Here is an 18,921-nt window from a genome sequence, read left to right on the forward strand (position 1 = left end):
CGCAGAGAAAATGCATCAGGGCAAGACGCTTGATTGAGCAATAGCTGGCTATTGTGATTGAGAGCACCGTAGCCTTGGTGTATTTTAACCAGCACAAGTGGGCAATAACTTAATGAAATTGGTATTATATATTTCCTCAATTTAATGTCAAAAACACGTATGGCTTGGATTATCGTTTGTAGTTGTAAGGTCAGCGTAGACTGATAAATTACTTATAATTTTTTTGAAGGGGTATAAGAAATAGGGTGGCTAAAGGGACTTGAACCCTCGACAACCGGAATCACAATCAAGTTGTCGGTATAAGATTTACTTAGTTTAACGTGTATCAGGCTAGATACTATGGGCGTTGTTCATGTCATTACTTGGAGTTAAACGTAATTTATTGCCGTTACATACTCACAGAACGATACCAGAGCATTATTTTTCACTCAATAATCTAACGGTAAATGCATTAATCTTTCGCTTCGCCAGACTCTAATAATTTGAATGCTTATTTCATTTAATACATACACAATACGAAAAGGTGGGTGAATTAATTCTCTAATTGATGACATGCAAAATTCAGGAACTTGTCTGCCAATTTTCGGATTATCGGCTAATTGCTCTATATGGCTTATTATGTCTAAAATAAAATTATTGCCAATATCTGGAACATGCTGCTCATCATAATATGTCTTGATATCTTCTAAATCACAAATAGCAGATTCTGCAAATTCAATTTTCACAACTACAAACCTAACCTTGCTTTTACATCACTGATATCCGATTTATTTCCTTCTTTAATATCAAGCATGCCTTTGGCAACAGCTTTTATGAAAGCAAGCTCTTCGATACTTTTTTCATATTCGTCTAAGCCTTGAACTACAGCAATACCTCGTCCACGACTAGTGACTAGTATTGGTCTATGAGAATCTTTAGCATGATTAACTATCTTACCTGGATTAATTTTAAGATCCGATAAGGGCACGACATCTTCTGAGAATTTTGGTTGCATTCGAATATCCCAATAACTATGTTTATTAACACCAGTTTATAGCACCTGTTAATATTTATCCATGTAAGCTTGGTAATAAAATCTGTAAAAAAATTATTTAAAACATAACGCTCTTATCGTTAAATTTAAAATAATTAGGGTAGATATTAATTTTGCGGATTCTTAGTGTTCTTGGCTTGTGTTAGCGGGATGGACGTTGGGTAATACTTACTGATAAGGAAATCTAAAGCGCGTATCACGAGTTAATATAGCTACTTTAGCCCGTGATACTCCAACTTATGTCGACTGCTTAAGCAAATTTCTCTCTAAAATTATCAGGCAAAGGAATAGCGCAGCGGTTTTGCATATCAAATAGCACTGACGTCGCTAAATTCTGTGCGGCTTGCTCACCTGTATCACTTAAATACATCACTTGTTTATAGCGAATAGATTTATTGCCAAGCTTTTCAACATTACACTCAATATGCACCAAAGCGCCAACAGGCACTTCACTTGAATAATCAATTTCGTGCCGTACATCGGCCCAACCAATATTACTTTTGCGGGCTTGTGCTGCGTTATGCCCAATAGTGCGCATAAAGTGTTGCATGGCATCATCAAACATACCTACGTAATTACGCGTATTTAAATGACCCATTTCGTCGCACAACCACGGGTGTGCAACACCTTGAAATGTAACTACCGCTTTATTGAGCATTACCATCGGCCTCTATAATAGCTTTTATACGTCGCCAAGCATCCATTGTGGCGGCTTCATTATAACGACTGCCTGCTTCTACATTTGCTTGATTAGGATTTGCATGGTCAAAAGTATGGGTCGCATTTGGGTACACAACGTACTCAAAGTTACCGGCGTTAGAGGGATGATTTTTTGCGTAGTTTTGGCAAACACTTTCATCCATATACCGGTCATCTTCGCCTAAGAACATGAGCGAATTTATGTTGACCGTCCATTGCGTTGGGCAACTACCGTAAAACATGAATGTGCCTTTTATAACATCTTGGTAATTATTTTCTGGTAACTGAGTAAGGCTAAGTGGCGTTTCACTATTACTAAGCTGCTGTAAAAATGCCCAAATCGTTAATGCGCCGTGTGAAAACCCAGTTAAATAAACCTGCTTGGGATCGATAAAGTCTCTATCTTTTAACGAGTCCATGATCGCTGGAATATCACCTGAACGCTCCCATGGCGTCATTTTTTTGAAATTACATGCATCATTCCAATCGATTTCTCTTCCACCATAGCTATCAATACCAATAACCGCAACACCAATTTCGTTGAATCGTTTTGCCCAATCTTTTTCGTGTGCAGGTGTTGCGCCGCTACAACCGTGCATAAATAACAACACTGGAAAGGGTGCTTCGCCTTGCTCAGGAAGATATACCGTTTCGTGAGGAATGAGCTCTTGCTTCATTTGTTCAAGGGGTTTTGCAGTGACCGTTTGTTGTGCATTTGTCTTCGCTTGCATAATCCAATCTAGTGTAGAGCCTTCTTCTACCGTTTCTTCAAGCGTAGCACTATTGTCCTTAGCACCTTGTGCAAAGGTATCGCTTTTGTTGACGCCAGAACACGCAAACAATAGGGTCGTAGTGACTGCCACAACAGCTGAATGTAGCCAAAATTTATTCATTCAAAGACTCCTTACTAGCCTCTTGCTGAGGCGCTTTTATAATAATATCAGGCCGGTACAATACCGCACCAAAATCTTGTTTTAATTGTTTCATTAACGCATGGAGCACCACGAGCAATATAGGGATGAGTGGAAGTGCTAAAATAACGGTTGATGCTTTTACCGTATCAAGGGCGTCTATAACCAATAATCCAACCGCAATTGCGGCCAAAATAAATGCCCAAGCAACCCTGTTCCAGCGTGCGGGTTCTTGTTCGTCGCTGAGGTTTTTGGTGCTAATACTGGCCAGTACGTAAGCTGACGAGTCTAGCGTGGTCGCCAAAAATACAAAACTGAGTACGGTGAAAATTGCAATGACCAATGTGCTCATAGGTAAGGTTTCTAAAATCGCGACCACAGTTTTAGGGATGCCCTCTTGGGCCAAAATATCCTGCACTGCTAATACGCCGGTATGCTCTAAATTGAGCGCATAAGCACCGCACACAGCTAAAAACGTCATACAGCCTAAACTGCCCCATATCAGAGTACCCAAAATTAAACTGCGGATTGTCCGGCCTTTAGAAATACGCCCAATGAACAATCCCATAAGTGGAGCGTAGGCTATCCACCACGCCCAGTAAAAGAGTGTCCAGTTATTGGGGAAATCGTTGCCTGTAATAGGTGCCAACCAAAAGCTGATACGCGCAAAGCTGTCCAATAACAAGCCTAGGCTATTAAAGGTCATAGACAGAATAAACACGGTTGGACCCGCTAGTAAAACGAATAACACAACAATGATAGCTAACGCTATATTGATATCACTTAACCAGCGAATACCATTTTTAAGCCCCCGATATGCGCTACCGCCAAACAATAATGCCCAGAAACCAATAACCCCAAGACGCATGCCTATAGAATCTTCAACGCCAAATAAATGGCTGACTAATTCAGAGACTAAAGGAACACCTAAACCCAGTGACGTACCCGCGCCGCCTAACAAACCAAGTAAAATTAGCGTGTCAGTCGCCGCACCTAAAAAACCATCGCTTTGACTTTTAAAAACAGGACGACAAGCTTCAGATATGCGTAAAAAAGGCCGTTTGCGCACATACAAACGATACGCTACGGCAACAGCGGGAAGTGCATACAGCGACCAAGGAACAAAGCTCCAATGGAATAGCGTATACATATGACCCCAACTATACGCTTTGTCCGAGCCGGGCGTAATTTCAAGTGGCGGTGTAGAAAGATAATAAAGCGGTTCAACAAACGACCAGGTCATTAAACCAATACCAATGCCTGCTGAAAACATCATTGCTGCCCAGCTTATTTCTGAGTATTCTTTTTCGCCATCTTTAGTATCTAATCGAATGCGACCATATTGCCCAAAGGCTAAATACAGGGCAAATATAAACGCAGAGAAACCAAATATTACAAATAGCCAACCAAATTTGGCAGTAATAAACGACATAGTTTCACTTGCCCACTGCTGTGAAGCTTCCGGATACACAATTAGGGCAACCGCGACTGCGGCCGCCACTAAAAATGCTGGACTAAATACAGCAACATCCAGTTTAGATTTATTCATTAAAACAATTTCGTCGCACTAACACCAAATGTACGGGGCTCGCCTTCAACAACAAAGCTTAGGCCTGATTGCGAGAAAGCATGCGACGCGTATTCTTTATCTGTTACGTTCTTAACATAAGCAGATACTTCCCATCCTTCAAGACTTTCCCATGTTAAATTGGCGTTTACCAAGGCATGACTTTTACCGGCGGCGGCATCCTCGTTTGCTACGCTATAATAAACATTACTTTGATAGGTTAGGTCTGTACGTAAATCTAGCGTTTGATCGTCTGCAAGCAACCACTGATAATTAAAGCCTAAAGAACCACTTTTTTCTGGCGTTCTAGTTAAAGAGTTACCCACGACTGTGGGGTCTTGGGCAAACGTAGTATATTCTGAGTCTGTTAATGCTAATGTCGCGAATAACCGCAAGCTTTCGCCTACTCTTGCATTCGCATCTAGCTCTATTCCTTTTATTTCAGCGTCACCCGTTGCGGTTCGCACATCACCTGTATCTAAATCGGTTGTGAAGCTTTGTAAGTCGGTATAATCAAGATAGAAAACCGCGGTATTTACAGTCAGCTTGCGATCAAACAAGCGGGCTTTAAATCCCGCTTCGTAGTTACGAGCTTTTTCTTGATCAAAGGGGGTCATTGCCGTTTCTTTATTTGCAGCTAAGCCATTGTAACCGCCGGCTTTATACCCCTCAGATACGGTAAAGTAAAACATGTCGTTACTGTTGGTAAAATAATTGGCTGTTAGCTTGGGCGTAAAGCTGTTCCAACTTTTTTCGGCCGCAACTTGGTAGTTTTCTTGTAAAAAGCCAAATAAATCAGCTCCACCTGTGGCTACGTTGGTGAAGTCTTTTTTATCATAAGTATAACGACCACCTAAGGTAACGCTCCAGTGATCGTTTATGCTGTAGGTACCTTCACCAAATAACGCATAACTTGTAGTTTCATTTGCTGCATCCCATATTGGGCGAGACTGTAACTCGGGTGATCCCTGCAACGCATAACTTATACTTGAATCCCAAGCTTCAACGCGCTCGATATCTTCATTAAAAAAATAAAGACCAACAGTCCATTCAAGTGGTTCACTGCTAAAATTTTGTAAACGGAACTCTTGGGTAATTTGCTTTGAATTTTCACTCGCATCATTTGTCAACGACATGTTAGAGACCGACAAGTAACGCCCAAATAAATCGTCATCAAAGGCGTAATCTTGCTCACGAAATGCGGTGATTGAAGTGAATAACATATCACTGAACTCGACCGTTAAATTACCTGAAATACCATATATTTCACGTTTTGTATTACCATCGTTAAACAAATCAACTTTATCAATTACGTTCCCTGTCGTTGGAGCTTCGCCAAATACAGATTCATAGTTTTTAATCGTGCGAGCGCCAGGGCTACGCAAGTCGTCTTTTGAATAATCAGCAATGACCATCAGTTTAGTGTTGTCACTTAAGCTGAAATCAAGTTTGCCGCGAAACGATTGATTATCTTGATCGCGAAGTTCCGTTCCTGTGGCAATATTATCAACCCATCCGTCTCGCTGGCGAATTGAACCGGCCAAACGGCCGTTTACATTTTCAGTAATTGCCCCACTGACCATACCTTGAAGCTGCATCAAATTGTAGCTACCGTAGGTGGCTTTTAATTTCGCTTCATAAAATTCAGTTGGGTTTTTAGTCATCACGCTAATAGCACCGCCAGCTACGTTTCTGCCATAGAGTGAACCTTGTGGCCCTCTTAGTACTTCTACACGCTGAATATCAAACATATCAGAACGAAATCCACCGGCACGGCCTGTAAATACATCATCGATAAACACGCCAACTGAAGCATCGTCACCGACTGAGCTTGAGTTAGTGCCAACGCCGCGGATATAAGGCTGTGGCGTCACAGGATTATAAGTGGACAGTGTAAACCCAGGTGTCATACCTGCTATATCTTCAATATCCAAGATATTGGCACGCTCTAACGTAAGTGAATTAAAGGCTGAAATAGCCATAGGTACTTCGGTCAGACTTTTGGTTCTGCGATTTGCTGTAACAGAAATCACTTCCACTTCATTATTTTGTTCAGCGCTGCTTATATCTTCGCCTTGTTGAGCTTGAATCGGCGTAGCAATTGTTAGAGCACTAACAGCTAGTGTTATTGATGATTTTTTTAAAATCGAAAAACCTATCATATTTTTTCCTGTCAATTATGGGTTACGCCTCTTTTAAAATACGCGGGCTGTACGTGTTATATTACTAATAGCTGGCGGGTATGTTATAACTAATCAAAGATATAGCTTTAGATTATACGACAATATTTATCGTTTTTTCTCATATCACCTCTAACAAAAAGAGCCCTTAATTGATGAGCAATGTTTTTTTACCCCCCAAATTTAGCGACAGTGAAGTTGTGCATATCGCCTTTATTCTAGTAGAGCAATTCTCTTTATTTGCCTTGGCTTCTGTTTCGGAGCCCTTGCGAGTGGCGAATAGGCTGGCAGATGAAAAACTATTTGAATTTTCTTTTATCTCCGAAAATGGTAAACCTGTTAAAGCCAGTAACCAAGTTGCGTTTAATACAAAATACAGTACCGCGAAGTGCCCAACAGAGTATCAGACTTTTATTGTCGTTTCAGGCTTTGAACCACTGGTTTATGCCTCTAAAACCTTACTGGCAGAACTTAGACGACTATCAGCTACCGGCGTTAGTTTAGGTGGTGTAGACACAGGTGCACAAATATTAATAAAAGCGGGCGTAATGACAGGACATCGCGCAACTATGCACTGGGAAGCCGCCACTAGCTTTCAAGAAGAAAATCCTAGGGCAGATATTCTGCAAGAACGGTTTTTAATTGAAGATAATCGGGTCTCGTCTGCAGGAGGCCTAAGTAGTTTAGATATGATGCTAAGTATCATTGCGACTAATAATGGCCAAAGATTAGCAATGGCGGTGGCTGAACAGTTTACTTATAACCACATACAAAGCGCTGATGAGTCACAGCGTATGAGCATTAGTACACGCTTAATGACGAAAAATAGAAAGCTGATTAAAGCGGCTAGTATCATGGAAAAAAATCTGACTAATAACATGTCGATAAAGGAAATATCAGAACGAGCATTTATTTCACAACGAGAGTTAGAACGGTTATTTTCTCGAAAATTAAAAACCACACCAAAGCGCTATTATCGGAAAATAAGGCTTGAGCATGCACGACGTCTTCTTAGGCAAACAGATTTATCTGTACTAAATGTTTCGCTAGCATGTGGGTTCTCATCTGCCTCTTATTTAAGCGCAATATACAAGCAAGAGTTTAACATTCAACCAAGTAAGGACAGGGGCGAGCATGTCGTTTAGTGCGTTATTAATAATGGCGTGGCATAAGCAGTTAATTAGAACAGCTATGGGCGCTAATTCCTCATTTACGCATTTTTGTCGAAAAAGAATAAGTTTTTATCGTATTTCTGATAGTTCATAATTACACAAGCTATAGCATATAAAGCTGAAGCTAATTTTTAGGAAAAATCATGAATAACAATGTCATTATCACTTGCGCGATTACAGGCGCAGGTGCTACTTCAGATAAAAGCCATCATGTGCCAGTGACACCAAAGCAAATTGCAGACTCCAGTATTGCCGCCGCTAAGGCGGGTGCCTCAGTGGTACATATTCATGTCCGTGATCCAAAAACAGGAGCACCTAGCCGTGATGTTGCGCTTTACAGAGAAGTCGTTGATAGAATACGCAGTAGCAATACCGATATTGTCTTGAATTTAACCGCGGGAATGGGTGGTGATTTATTTTTAGGTCCCGACAGCAATCCAATGAATTTCACGCAAGAGAGCGATTTAGTCGGTGCTGAAGAAAGACTATTACACATTGAAGAATTAAAGCCTGAGCTATGCACATTAGATTGCGGTTCACTGAACTTTGGTGACGATAACCTAGTGTATATATCAAGTCCTGCGATGCTACGCAAAGGCGCAAAACGGGTGCAAGAACTTGGCGTAAAGCCAGAGCTTGAGATTTTTGATACGGGTAACTTAGCATTTGCAAAACAAATGCAAAAAGAAGGATTACTCGACTCTCCTGCACTATTTCAATTATGTTTAGGTATCCCTTGGGGCGCACCAGCCGATACCAACACCATGAAAGCGATGGTTGATAGCATGCCACAAGATTCAGTTTGGGCTGGATTCGGTATAGGTCGACATCAGTTTCCAATGGCCGCGCAAGCTGCAATTTTAGGGGGTAATGTGCGTGTTGGTTTGGAAGATAACCTGTATTTAGAAAAAGGCAAGCTAGCTACTAACGAACAATTGGTCGCAAAAACGGTAAGTTTACTTGCCCATCTTGGTGCAGAGCCAATGACGCCACAGCAAACCCGAGAAAAACTTAATCTTATAAAGGTAGGCTAATGACAAATCACACAAAACAACAAAAAACTGCTGCCATTATTGGCACCGGTGTTATAGGTGCTGGATGGGCAGCTCGTTATCTGGCGAATGGTTATCTTGTGAAAGCTTGGGATCCAGGTAAAGGTGCGGCAGAAAAGCTGCAACAAAGCATTACAAATGCTTGGCCGTCATTGCAAAAAATAGGGCTAAAAGAAAATGCAGACATCGCGAACTTGCATTTTTGCGATAGCTTGGCAGAAGCTTGCGCCGATGCAAATATAATTCAAGAAAGTGCGCCTGAAGTGGTGGAGATAAAATCAAAATTACTACAAGAAATCGGCATATCGGCACCCACTGATGCGATTATTGGTTCATCTACCTCGGGCTTTAAGCCAAGTGGCTTGCAAAAAGAAGTAAATAAGCCAGAAAGAGTTATAGTAACGCATCCATTTAACCCAGTGTATTTACTGCCATTAGTTGAAGTAGTAGGTGGTGAACTCACTTCAGCAGATACCATTGAGCGAGCTAAAGCGATATATACAGCAATAGGTATGCATCCGCTGCACGTACGTAAAGAGATCGACGGACATTTGTCAGATCGTTTACTGGAAGCTCTGTGGCGAGAAAACTTACATTTAGTTAATGACGGTATTGCTACAACAGGTGAATTAGACGAAGCCATTATTTATGGACCGGGTTTACGCTGGGCATTAATGGGAACAAATCTAACTTATCACCTTGCTGGCGGCGATGATGGTATGCGTCACATGCTTGAACAGTTTGGTCCTGCCCTTAAATTACCCTGGACAAAGCTTGAAGCACCTGAACTTTCAGACGATTTAATTGACAGTATGGTTGAAGGTACGCAGCAGCAGGCAGGAGAACGTTCAGTAAAAGAGTTAGAGCAACTTCGTGATAACTGCTTGATAAGTATTATGGAAGCCTTGTCACAATATGATGTAGGTGCGGGTAAAGTGCTTAATGATTATCGTAAAGCTAATTAACAGCATAACGTGAACATTATTATCAGCCAGTTACCCGCTGGCTGATAAATCTATACCCATCTTAGTAGTTTTTTTCATTTCACCGGCTTCAAATAACCCACTATTTATTCGTTTACTTAAAAATTTTCGCTGCATGGCTGAAACTTATTAGACAATGCAGGAGCCTATTATCCTGAACAACGAGTGATTAAAATAAATACCTTATATTTGGCCGATTTTCCTGCATATAAAATAGCCTATTAGGCGACACTTAGCTTAGCCGGTTTTGATACACCGAACTAAACCACTCCGGGGTAATGGTTTACTTGGCAAGCACCGTCTCCTTCTATAACACATTAACTTTTTCCTACACTAAGTTTTGAGGCATGTCGTCTCATCTTAGATTGGAGAATATCCTATGAACATCAGCCCATACTTTTTAGAACAACTACGCAAATGGTTTAACGAAGACATAATGATGCGTAAACTCGCTACTAAAACACAAATTACGTATATTCGTGGTGTTAATAAACTCTGTGAATATTTACAACACTCAGTTAAAACAACCACTCAAGAAGAACTACGTGAGTTTCAACTTTTCATGGTTACTTCATTTCGGGTATTACCGTCAATGCCATCCTTACGGCACTTAAGTTCTTCTTCCAGATAACCCTAGACAAACCAGAGGTGGTTACACGAGTTTGTCCTGTGATAGTTGCACGTAAGTTACCTGTGATCTTGAGTGTAGAAGAAGCCAAACGTTTTATGGTATGGCCACGCACCCTAAATTCAAAGCGGCTTTAGCCGTCGCCTATGGTGCAGGGCTACGCGTTAGCAAAGTCGTTTCCCTAAAGGTCAGTGATATTGATAGTGAACGTTTGATAGTAAGCGTTGAGCAAGGCAAAGGTAGTCGAGATCGATACGCCTTGTTATCACCTGTACTGCTTGAGCAACTGAGAGATTGGTGGCGTTTTGCTAATTAACAGGGGCAAATGTTTGTGGGTGGTTGGTTATTTCCAAGCCTGAACCCTGTCGGCCATATGACACCGCGTTGCCACTAATTAAGTCACCCATAATAACTTACTATTTAACCCTTGTAGATGAAACAGGTCGCGTAATAAGAGAAGACAAACGAGGCGCTATCGATACCAAAACCTAAAATATACTGTTAAGAATTATCATGGCTGGCATAGTAATATTTATTCTGCTTTAAACTCTGCAACCTTTTCAACACTCACACCGTCCATCGAAACGTAATCTCTGGACTGTTGCTGTTGCCGCTACCGTAGGAATTCCCGCTGGCGGAAGTGGAACATTAGGTATTGTCGGTATTGGACTTTATAAAGCGGCGACAATGAATCCTGATTATAAGATTGGTTGTGATTTAATTAAGGACAAAATAACTGTTGAATATAAAAGTAAACAATTGTAATCTGTTGATTTAGCTTAAGATATTGCATGGTCTTGAGCTGTAATTACTTTCACTGGTTTAACGTTTTGCTGTTAAATCAGTTCTTTCTAAATGGAGTAGTAAAAACATGGAAATGAAACATTCTTTAATTGCTGTAAGTCTTTTAGCCTTAACCGCTTGTGGCGGTGGTGGCTCAAGTGATACTAAAACACCTGTAGAAATTCAACCCACACCAGCAGCAACACCAGCAGCAACAATATCAGGTAAAGTCATTGATGGATATGTGACAGGTGCTAAGGTATTTTTGGATTTAAATGGAAATACCGTACTTGATAACAATGAGCCATCGGCAACAACAGGTACTGATGGTGAGTATTCGCTTGATTTAGATGCGGCGCAATATGATTGTCAGTCTTATGTACCTTTAGTCGTTGATGTACCCGTCGGTGCTATTGACAGTGATACTGGTGAAGTAACAGAAGCTTACCAATTAGTATTTCCTCCTATGGTAGGTAATGCGTTAGATTCAACAGACATCACGCCGTTAACCACGGTTATTTGGGAATCTATTAAATCTGAATTTTTATTAAAAGACGAAGATTTAGATAATCCTAATTTAGCTTGTGATGTTATTCGTGATAACCATGAAAAAGTTGATGAACTTGCTCGACATATTGAGCAAACACTTAATAATATTGTGATTCATTACAACATTAGTCAAGATGCTATCTTTGCTGATTATATTGCCAATGGTGACAGCACTACACATGAGTTGGCATTGTTAATAGTTAAAGGTTTGAAGAAAGGTTTTGCAGAGGCAAGCGAGCTTCAGAAAAATCACCCAAACAGTTTCGTTGACGTTAAGTACTTAAAAACTAACGATGGTTGGGTGCGTAAAGAGTACATTTACACTGCTAGCGGTAATGACAATAGTAATGGTTGGTCTTCACACGCTAAAGTTGAATCTACCACTTACAGTGTCAGTGATGATTTAGAAACTATTGGAGCGCAAATCGATTTTTATAATCGTAAAGGCTCAGCTAAAAATGTTGGTGATGATAAGATCGAACTAGCTACTTCTGAGGAAACTTGTAATGCCAACGAGTATTTAAATTACTATGAGTCAAAAGGTGGTAATGCTATTCATGAGCGTGAAATGACTAATATCACTTCAACCTGTGCTGATGAAGACAATCAGAAATATATTTTCAATATGAACTGGAGTGATCACGACAAAGGCCTTGGTACTATCGGACAATATATCATTCGTTTTGATACAGAAGCCGAGCAGTTCATGATTTTTAACGACATTAACCGCTTTCATCAAAACAAAAACCTGTTAGATTTTGCTGCCATTAACGCAGAAATTGATGGTTTAAGTTATCACTACGATGATGACATTAGTGATACTACTGCTTTATACGAAATCTTTAGCTTTGTTATTTTAACCAAAATGGTTGAAGAAAATGGCTTACGTGTTGAGTATAAAAAAGTGATGGCAGGCTTTGATGGTTGGAATTATGAAACCATGCGCTTTAATGCAGATGGTACTTATAGTAAAGAGTGTAAAGCTTGGGATGCTGATGCTTGGACTGGCTGTTAAGACATTTTATTAAAGTACAGTCACAAAATACTTTAGTATTTTTCTAATGAAAGATCAGTAGCCTCTGCTTCTGGTCTTTTTTTGTAAAAGGTACCAGAGTCGGACGGTAAATTTCAGGACTGGTCAAAAGAATTACTTTAGGTCAATGATGACAATATAAAACTTGATTTGGATATAAACGCAACAAGCTAGATTTAGTTTCATTCCCTTACTCACAGAATATGCAGCTTATCTAGCGGCAACCATTTCGATTATTATGAGCAAAAATGGTAGGTTTTGTTAGTATGACTTTTTTGCTAAAAAACTATAAAACTGACGCTAGTAGTGTTGAATATTAAGTTAAAGTGTCTGAAGTCTTTTACACATATGGAATAACAAAGGATTACTAATCCTATGGTTGTGGTTTATCGGTAAAACAACCTAAATTACCAATCAGTAGATACAAAAAAACACCAATCATTATAATTGATGTTTTCTATAATTTACTAAAAAGAAATTATTAAGATTGTTTATTAAATCGACGTGATGCTAAACCAATCATTCCTAATGCAAAAATAGCGAGTGTTGATGGTTCAGGTACAGATGCTGACGAAGTAGTTATTTGAAAAGATGCTGAATTGCCTGTAAAATCAAAGACTCCGGCATATGATATATGAATACTGTTATTGGTAAATGAAAGTAAAGGTACAGTATTTGGGCTTACCAAATCATTATTCAATAATGATATGCCCGTAATATATTCTCCTGCACTAAATTGGATGTTATTAATAAACGCATCAAAAGTTTGGAAATCCCATTCATCTTGAGAGTCTAACAATAAGATATTAGTTGTTGGATCAAAGTCCATCCAAACTAATCCGCCACCCCAATTAGATAGGTTGGTCAAATAATCACCATCAACCAAGTCCAATTCGTAACCTGCACCTATGGTTTGTGAAAGTTCTTGATAAATAAGCGCACCTGATGAACCAGCATCAGGAAGATCTGAATGGGTAACAAAATCGCCTACAATTAGGCCCGCATTTGCAATATTAACTAAACAGGTCACAGACACTATAAGACCTGCTTTCATCATATTTAAAAATTTATTTTTCATTTATTATTCCTTTTTATCACTTTGATTAGTATTTGGTATGTAATTGCTAGTTTATTAATATAAATAAATGCAAAAAACATACCAACCTATTATTACCAATAAATATCAACAAGATAAGTCTTTATTTTTATTCATACACTACAAGTTTGTAAAAAAATATGACATTAATAAGCTCATTAATCAGTTGATTAAATAAACGAATTTCAACCAGCATAAATTTAATGTTGCTTTAGTATAAAAAGGTAATAAGGTGCTTGTATTTCATATAAAACTATATTCTAATCATCAAAATATTCGATATAGACTAGCTGAAAGACATGTTTCAGGTAGTCTAATTGATTAAAACTCAATGGTGTCAATTATTGTAATGAATCACAAAAAAAACACTACAAAACAGTATATTCACCACCTAGCAACTGACTTGTAATTCGTTGGCTTGATATGCCATTAGTTGATGTCATTAAAAGCTCAAGCTATTGATTTTAAGATATAAATTACAATTATATTAATGAGTTTAGAGTGAAACAAGATAAGAAAACTTAAAATATGCGCACTAACGGAGTTTTATCCGTTGTTAGTGAATTAGAATTTCACAGGCAGCTTTGAGGCTTGCAGCCGTCATAGGAATTGTTCTCGTTCTATAGCTCCTTAGACCATAAAATTAGTATCAATAATGATTCTTGTAACGTCTGCTATGCCAGTTATTACTAGGTTGGCTAATTGCCTGCTTAGGTCAACTAACGGATGTACATAAGACTGTAAACAAAGCTGGCAATTTTAAAATTTTCCTTCCGCTTAGCGCACTTTCGAGACGTCTTCATTAGAAACGATATTTTCACTTTTCAGTAAAAAAGCACAGGAAATAGACAGTAAATTCCCTAAACAGGCAAAGTTAATCAGTTCCGGTCGATGTTGAAGATATGAGCTGGAAGGTAGATGTACGTGTAAGTAATTAGACCTAATTAGCTTCAAATACTCACAGAATATGCACAGGAGCATTCATCAGAAAGTTCTGATTATAGTAGGGGATTGCCCGGAGGCTTTGATTTTAAAGGGGAAGAATGGGGTGGCTAAAGGGACTTGAACCCTCGACAACCGGAATCACAATCCGGGGCTCTACCAACTGAGCTATAGCCACCACTGATGTTACTGAAATTGCCTAGTGGTAAGGCGCGAGGATTGTATTGCATTTTATAGTGACATGACAAGAAAAATATTGCCTTTCGACGCACTTTTGTTGAATTTTATGGTGCGGGTAAACAATTATCAGTTAGTATGATTGCTATTGAGTGCATTAGTGAAAAATTACGCTAGCGTCTTATGATTTTAGATGCGGTAAATAAGCGGATAGCAAGACTGACTTATCTGGCTATTTTAAGTTTTACGGTTAACTTGCTACCATTATGTAAGTCAGTAATTAGGATAACTATTATGTCATTAGAAAAAATTTCTGCCCAAATTTCCGATTCACAACCCGGTAGTGTGAAAAAAATGCCACCGGTTGAATTATGGGATCCTCCTTTTTGTGGTGATATTGATTTAGAAATAAAGTCAGATGGCAGTTGGTTTTACAATGGCACGGTCTTTAAACGTTTGTCTTTGGTTAAGCTCTTTGCCTCAGTATTAAAAAAAGAAGATGAACGCTATTTTTTAGTCACGCCTGTCGAAAAGGTCGGCATCGTAGTTGCTGATGCGCCCTTTATTTTAACGCAATGGCAATGGTTAGATGAGCAGAAAACAAGTATGCAAGTGACGACCAATTTAGACGACAGCTTTATCTTAAATGCTGAACACCCACTAGAAATTACCGAAGAGGGTAGTTTATATGTCACGGTCAGACGAAATTTGCAGGCGAAGGTGCATCGTAATGTTTATTATCAATGGGTAGATTTAGCCCGTGAAGATAACGAGGGTCACGGCGCAGAATTAGTATTTTTCAGCGCCGAACATAGATTCAGTTTAGGCCAACTAGAAAGCTAACTTAAATCACCTGTGAAAAACGCTGTTGGTTTAGATTTTGCTTCATATAGGCATCAAAACTCATGCAAATATTACGTATTAGCAGCCTGGCTTTTTGCTCGACCCGAATTTCATTAATAGTCACCATGATTAATCCGTCATTAATGAAGGTTTGCAGTAAGGGTAAGTCTTCAGCAAAATATTCATCAAAATTAATAGCAAACTTCTGGCTAATTTTATTTTTGTCGACATAAAGATTACACATCAACTCGCGAATAACTTCCCCACGAATAATATCGTCTTGAGATAAGCTGACACCTTTTACTTGAGCGTGTACTTGTGTTTCTATGGCTTGGTAATAGTTTTGTAGCACTTTGGTGTTTTGACTAAAACTGTGGCCAATCGCACTAATTGACGACACGCCTAAACCGAGTAAGTCACAACTGCCTTTGGTGGTATAACCTTGAAAGTTTCGGTGTAGATCACCAGATTTTTGAGCAATTGACAGTTCATCTTCAGGCTTAGCGAAGTGGTCCATACCGATGAAGTCGTAGCCAAAATTACAGAGCTTTTCAATGGCTAATTTCATCAAAGAAAATTTTTCATCTGCGCTAGGCAACCATTCATCTTTGAGTTTACGTTGGGCGGCAAAGCGAGAGGGAATATGGGCGTAACTAAATAATGAAATACGGTCGACATCCATTTCATGGGCTTTGTTTAGCGTACGAGTGAAGGTCTCTATAGTTTGATGAGGTAGGCCGTAGATCAAATCGATATTAATGGCTTTGAAGCCAACTTGTTTGGCATGGGCAATAAATTTTTCAATAAATTCAGTTGATTGCACGCGATTAATACTTTGTTGAACTTTTTCATCTATGTCTTGCACGCCAATACTTAAGCGATTGAAACCTAAACTATAAAGGTGATCAGCTAAGTTCATTTCAATTTCACGCGGGTCTATTTCAATACTCATTTCTACTTGCGCTGCAAAGGTAAACTGCGCTTTTAACTCGGCCACTAGTTGGCTAATTTGCTCATGTCGTAAAAAGCTAGGTGTGCCACCACCCCAATGTAATTGCTTAACGGTATAGTCTTTAAATAACGGTGCTCTAGAGGCAATTTCTTGTGCAAGAAACTCAAGGTAGATATCGGCTTTATCGCGATGACGGGTGACAACTTTATTACAAGCACAGTAATAGCAAAGGCTATGACAAAAAGGAATGTGTACATACAAAGACAATTCACGGTTCGGTGATGCGACTATCGCTTGTACTAAATTTTCATGGCTAAATTGCTCATGAAATTCCAATGCGGTTGGATATGAAGTATATCTGGGACCATTGGTGTTATATTTTTTTAAGAGTGTACTATCAAAAAATTGAGCTGCTTGCATAAGTATTCCAGTTTATCTATTTGACGCTATTATAGATAAACCAAGCGCGCAAACATTGATCAAGCTCAACGCTGACGGCTTCATTGTCACTTAGGGTTATTTATCACGGGTTAGATTAATTGCTACTCTAGCATAAGGGGGCAATATTAGCGGTTAGTGGCAAGCTAACCGTTTTATTATTTGAAGCTAATTTTGATAAAACTTAAGCTCGATAAAACTTAAATTCGATAAAACCTAAGTTTGATAAAACCTAAATTAAACCTAGGACTCGCTTAGCATGCTATTTCGTTCATTAGCATATTGGTGCAGCAGATCGATATCTTGGCGAATATCTTCTGCCATTTCTGCCTCAAGTTTCATGCGTTCTAAGTCAAGTCTCATGCGAGACTGTTTATCAAGTTTTTTACGTGCCGCTAAAATAGGCATATGTTTTATCGCTTCATAAAACTTGAATACTGCTGGAAATTGTACATTTAAGTCTTGGCTTAACTTTAATGAATCTAGCAATACACTTAAGCGCCAGCAACCTTCACCCATGTCGCATTGTTCTTCTTTCATCGCGCGCACGATAATAATAACACTGGAGATAATTTTTTTATCGTGCTGCTGTAGGGCTTGTTGCTGCTCTACTTTTTTCTGCTCTTGCTCAAGCTTTTGTTGTTTTAATTGGCGTAGCAGCCTAGTGGCTACTGCTGCTAATACACCAATAATAACGATGGCTAATAAAGTTAGGTATACCCAAGGGTTGGATAGCATTAAATACTCCTATTAAAATTTTGATAAATCACTCTTATCGAACTTATCCCATAAGTCATCTTCAGAGTCTGACTTTTTAGTGGGTTCTACAATCTCATCTTCATCATCAAGACCTAATGCTTGACTAATTTTTTCATGCTGCTCCATTAGCGCATTGAAATAGCTAACATCTTCTGCTGTTAGTGCCAGGTCATCATCTTGCTTTTCAAGTATTTCAAGCAATCTAGGGTCTTGTTCAATACGGCTTAATTGCTCGGCTAATGACTCACTGGCTTCAACGACACGAATTGCGGCAATAGGTGAGTTGTCTTGAACCTTTTTAGTGGCTTTAGTCTTGATCGGTGCAGTTACTTGTTTGCCTAAATCAATAGGTGTTTTGTTACCAACGCGGGGATCTTTGTTTTTGGCAGAGTTCTGGCCATGAGCCATGACAGGGTTGGCCTCTTTTTGGCGGTTACCCGGCTCTTTACCGTTTGTTTTCTTTGCTCTGCGAGGTGTGGGTGCGACTAATTTTTTGTTGTCATCTTTAACGATGCCAAGAGAGCCGGTACCCGGTTTGCGTGATTTTTTAGTACGAGACATAGTAATAACTTAAAATAATAAACAATTGCTTTCATTTTACGTCATTCTACGCTAAACAGCGATAGAAAGAAAAAAAGCGACGTTAATAACGTCGCTTTAGGGAAGAAATGTAGCATAAGCTAACATCTATAGTTCCGATTCTTAAGTGGCTGTCCTAGCCTTTTGTTACGATCCATGTGAATTTTATAATTTTCAATGTTATTTTTATTATTATTTTGTACACAATTTTATTTTTTTCGGTCATCCTGACACTTTTTTAGTGCTATCCCTGATGCCCTTTTGGGCTAAATATTTCAGTACTCATCCTGAGCTTTAGTAAACAATCCATATTTTAAATAATATACCGCGTTAATTAACGCTTATTGCTTTCCGTGCAAATACTATCCATTTTGTTGAGTGCTATCTATGTAGCTGGCCACACTGTACGTGAATTGAGTAAAGCTTCAAGCTGTTTTTTCGTTTATTTATTGCACTAAAGTCTAATATTCAGCAAGTCTTTATTTTTAGTTGTAATTTTTTGTTAGCAAATGTAACTTTAGTTTTTAAGGAAATTTAAGGAAATT

17 protein-coding genes and 1 tRNA gene are annotated in these 18,921 nt (G+C 39.0%); 7 read left to right on the plus strand and 11 right to left on the minus strand.

Annotation, left to right across the window (positions count from 1 at the left end; translation table 11 throughout):
- Positions 1–428: 428 nt before the first annotated feature.
- The 6 genes from H4J59_RS04035 to H4J59_RS04060 form a co-directional block, all read right to left on the minus strand.
- Entirely contained in the window at positions 429–725 is a 297-nt protein-coding gene (locus tag H4J59_RS04035; protein ID WP_182237006.1) for a type II toxin-antitoxin system RelE/ParE family toxin, read from the minus strand.
- A 2-nt stretch (positions 726–727) separates the two neighbouring features.
- Positions 728–994, minus strand: a complete 267-nt coding sequence (locus tag H4J59_RS04040; RefSeq protein WP_182237008.1) for a type II toxin-antitoxin system Phd/YefM family antitoxin — start codon at positions 992–994, stop codon at positions 728–730.
- Between the two features lie 289 nt (positions 995–1,283).
- Positions 1,284–1,691, minus strand: coding sequence for a thioesterase family protein (locus tag H4J59_RS04045; RefSeq protein ID WP_182237010.1), 408 nt, complete (start codon positions 1,689–1,691; stop codon positions 1,284–1,286).
- Positions 1,681–2,625, minus strand: a complete 945-nt coding sequence (locus H4J59_RS04050; RefSeq protein ID WP_182237013.1) for a dienelactone hydrolase family protein — start codon at positions 2,623–2,625, stop codon at positions 1,681–1,683. Before H4J59_RS04050 ends, H4J59_RS04045 begins: the two co-directional genes overlap by 11 nt.
- Complete coding sequence (locus H4J59_RS04055) at positions 2,618–4,192, minus strand: BCCT family transporter (protein ID WP_182237015.1); 1,575 nt, start codon at positions 4,190–4,192, stop codon at positions 2,618–2,620. The genes H4J59_RS04050 and H4J59_RS04055 overlap by 8 nt, the downstream gene beginning before the upstream one ends.
- A complete protein-coding gene (locus H4J59_RS04060) occupies positions 4,192–6,372 on the minus strand; it encodes a TonB-dependent receptor (protein ID WP_182237017.1) in 2,181 nt (726 codons plus the stop codon). The genes H4J59_RS04055 and H4J59_RS04060 overlap by 1 nt, the downstream gene beginning before the upstream one ends.
- 173 nt (positions 6,373–6,545) lie before the next feature.
- Between H4J59_RS04060 and H4J59_RS04065 the strand changes: the two genes are divergently transcribed.
- From H4J59_RS04065 to H4J59_RS04090, 6 genes are all read left to right on the plus strand, one after another.
- Complete coding sequence (locus H4J59_RS04065; RefSeq protein ID WP_182237019.1) at positions 6,546–7,535, plus strand: GlxA family transcriptional regulator; 990 nt, start codon at positions 6,546–6,548, stop codon at positions 7,533–7,535.
- Between the two features lie 170 nt (positions 7,536–7,705).
- A complete protein-coding gene (locus H4J59_RS04070) occupies positions 7,706–8,596 on the plus strand; it encodes a 3-keto-5-aminohexanoate cleavage protein (protein ID WP_182237021.1) in 891 nt (296 codons plus the stop codon).
- Positions 8,596–9,579, plus strand: a complete 984-nt coding sequence (locus tag H4J59_RS04075; protein WP_182237023.1) for an L-carnitine dehydrogenase — start codon at positions 8,596–8,598, stop codon at positions 9,577–9,579. Before H4J59_RS04070 ends, H4J59_RS04075 begins: the two co-directional genes overlap by 1 nt.
- A 397-nt stretch (positions 9,580–9,976) precedes the next feature.
- Positions 9,977–10,228: a phage integrase N-terminal SAM-like domain-containing protein gene (locus H4J59_RS04080; RefSeq protein ID WP_182237025.1), complete on the plus strand. Its 252-nt coding sequence runs from the start codon at positions 9,977–9,979 to the stop codon at positions 10,226–10,228.
- Between the two features lie 100 nt (positions 10,229–10,328).
- Complete coding sequence (locus H4J59_RS04085) at positions 10,329–10,541, plus strand: tyrosine-type recombinase/integrase (protein ID WP_182237027.1); 213 nt, start codon at positions 10,329–10,331, stop codon at positions 10,539–10,541.
- Between the two features lie 555 nt (positions 10,542–11,096).
- The gene (locus H4J59_RS04090) at positions 11,097–12,572 is read left to right on the plus strand and encodes a hypothetical protein (protein ID WP_182237029.1); all 1,476 of its coding nucleotides are present in this window, start codon (positions 11,097–11,099) and stop codon (positions 12,570–12,572) included.
- 499 nt (positions 12,573–13,071) lie between these two features.
- On the opposite strand, the gene H4J59_RS19315 is transcribed toward H4J59_RS04090, so the two are convergent.
- Complete coding sequence (locus H4J59_RS19315) at positions 13,072–13,668, minus strand: PEP-CTERM sorting domain-containing protein (RefSeq protein WP_259369384.1); 597 nt, start codon at positions 13,666–13,668, stop codon at positions 13,072–13,074.
- Positions 13,669–14,730: 1,062 nt separating this feature from the next.
- Positions 14,731–14,806, minus strand: a tRNA-His gene (locus H4J59_RS04100).
- Between the two features lie 293 nt (positions 14,807–15,099).
- On the opposite strand from H4J59_RS04100, the gene H4J59_RS04105 reads away from it, so the two are divergent.
- Complete coding sequence (locus H4J59_RS04105; RefSeq protein WP_182237031.1) at positions 15,100–15,648, plus strand: DUF1285 domain-containing protein; 549 nt, start codon at positions 15,100–15,102, stop codon at positions 15,646–15,648.
- Between the two features lies 1 nt (position 15,649).
- On the opposite strand, the gene hemN is transcribed toward H4J59_RS04105, so the two are convergent.
- The 3 genes from hemN to yihI all read right to left on the minus strand — a co-directional run bounded on the left by hemN (position 15,650) and on the right by yihI (position 18,358).
- Entirely contained in the window at positions 15,650–17,020 is a 1,371-nt protein-coding gene (hemN, locus tag H4J59_RS04110; protein WP_182237033.1) for an oxygen-independent coproporphyrinogen III oxidase, read from the minus strand.
- A 261-nt stretch (positions 17,021–17,281) separates the two neighbouring features.
- The gene (locus tag H4J59_RS04115) at positions 17,282–17,776 is read right to left on the minus strand and encodes a DUF2489 domain-containing protein (protein ID WP_182237035.1); all 495 of its coding nucleotides are present in this window, start codon (positions 17,774–17,776) and stop codon (positions 17,282–17,284) included.
- A 12-nt stretch (positions 17,777–17,788) separates the two neighbouring features.
- Positions 17,789–18,358 (minus strand): Der GTPase-activating protein YihI, encoded by a 570-nt coding sequence (gene yihI / locus H4J59_RS04120; protein ID WP_182237037.1) that lies wholly within the window; start codon positions 18,356–18,358, stop codon positions 17,789–17,791.
- Between the last annotated feature and the right edge of the window lie 563 nt (positions 18,359–18,921).

This window comes from Colwellia sp. MB02u-10, from assembly GCF_014077185.1.
Taxonomy (GTDB): Bacteria; Pseudomonadota; Gammaproteobacteria; order Enterobacterales; family Alteromonadaceae; genus Cognaticolwellia.

What these genes read in the sequence shown, in the direction of transcription:
- H4J59_RS04040 (WP_182237008.1), bottom strand. Translation starts at nt 994, where the DNA reads ATGCAACCAAAATTCTCAGAAGATGTCGTGCCCTTATCGGATCTTAAA.
- H4J59_RS04045 (WP_182237010.1), bottom strand. Translation starts at nt 1,691, where the DNA reads ATGCTCAATAAAGCGGTAGTTACATTTCAAGGTGTTGCACACCCGTGG.
- H4J59_RS04050 (WP_182237013.1), bottom strand. Translation starts at nt 2,625, where the DNA reads ATGAATAAATTTTGGCTACATTCAGCTGTTGTGGCAGTCACTACGACC.
- H4J59_RS04055 (WP_182237015.1), bottom strand. Translation starts at nt 4,192, where the DNA reads ATGAATAAATCTAAACTGGATGTTGCTGTATTTAGTCCAGCATTTTTA.
- H4J59_RS04060 (WP_182237017.1), bottom strand. Translation starts at nt 6,372, where the DNA reads ATGATAGGTTTTTCGATTTTAAAAAAATCATCAATAACACTAGCTGTT.
- H4J59_RS04065 (WP_182237019.1), top strand. Translation starts at nt 6,546, where the DNA reads ATGAGCAATGTTTTTTTACCCCCCAAATTTAGCGACAGTGAAGTTGTG.
- H4J59_RS04070 (WP_182237021.1), top strand. Translation starts at nt 7,706, where the DNA reads ATGAATAACAATGTCATTATCACTTGCGCGATTACAGGCGCAGGTGCT.
- H4J59_RS04075 (WP_182237023.1), top strand. Translation starts at nt 8,596, where the DNA reads ATGACAAATCACACAAAACAACAAAAAACTGCTGCCATTATTGGCACC.
- H4J59_RS04080 (WP_182237025.1), top strand. Translation starts at nt 9,977, where the DNA reads ATGAACATCAGCCCATACTTTTTAGAACAACTACGCAAATGGTTTAAC.
- H4J59_RS04085 (WP_182237027.1), top strand. Translation starts at nt 10,329, where the DNA reads ATGGCCACGCACCCTAAATTCAAAGCGGCTTTAGCCGTCGCCTATGGT.
- H4J59_RS04090 (WP_182237029.1), top strand. Translation starts at nt 11,097, where the DNA reads ATGGAAATGAAACATTCTTTAATTGCTGTAAGTCTTTTAGCCTTAACC.
- H4J59_RS19315 (WP_259369384.1), bottom strand. Translation starts at nt 13,668, where the DNA reads ATGAAAAATAAATTTTTAAATATGATGAAAGCAGGTCTTATAGTGTCT.
- H4J59_RS04105 (WP_182237031.1), top strand. Translation starts at nt 15,100, where the DNA reads ATGTCATTAGAAAAAATTTCTGCCCAAATTTCCGATTCACAACCCGGT.
- hemN (WP_182237033.1), bottom strand. Translation starts at nt 17,020, where the DNA reads ATGCAAGCAGCTCAATTTTTTGATAGTACACTCTTAAAAAAATATAAC.
- H4J59_RS04115 (WP_182237035.1), bottom strand. Translation starts at nt 17,776, where the DNA reads ATGCTATCCAACCCTTGGGTATACCTAACTTTATTAGCCATCGTTATT.
- yihI (WP_182237037.1), bottom strand. Translation starts at nt 18,358, where the DNA reads ATGTCTCGTACTAAAAAATCACGCAAACCGGGTACCGGCTCTCTTGGC.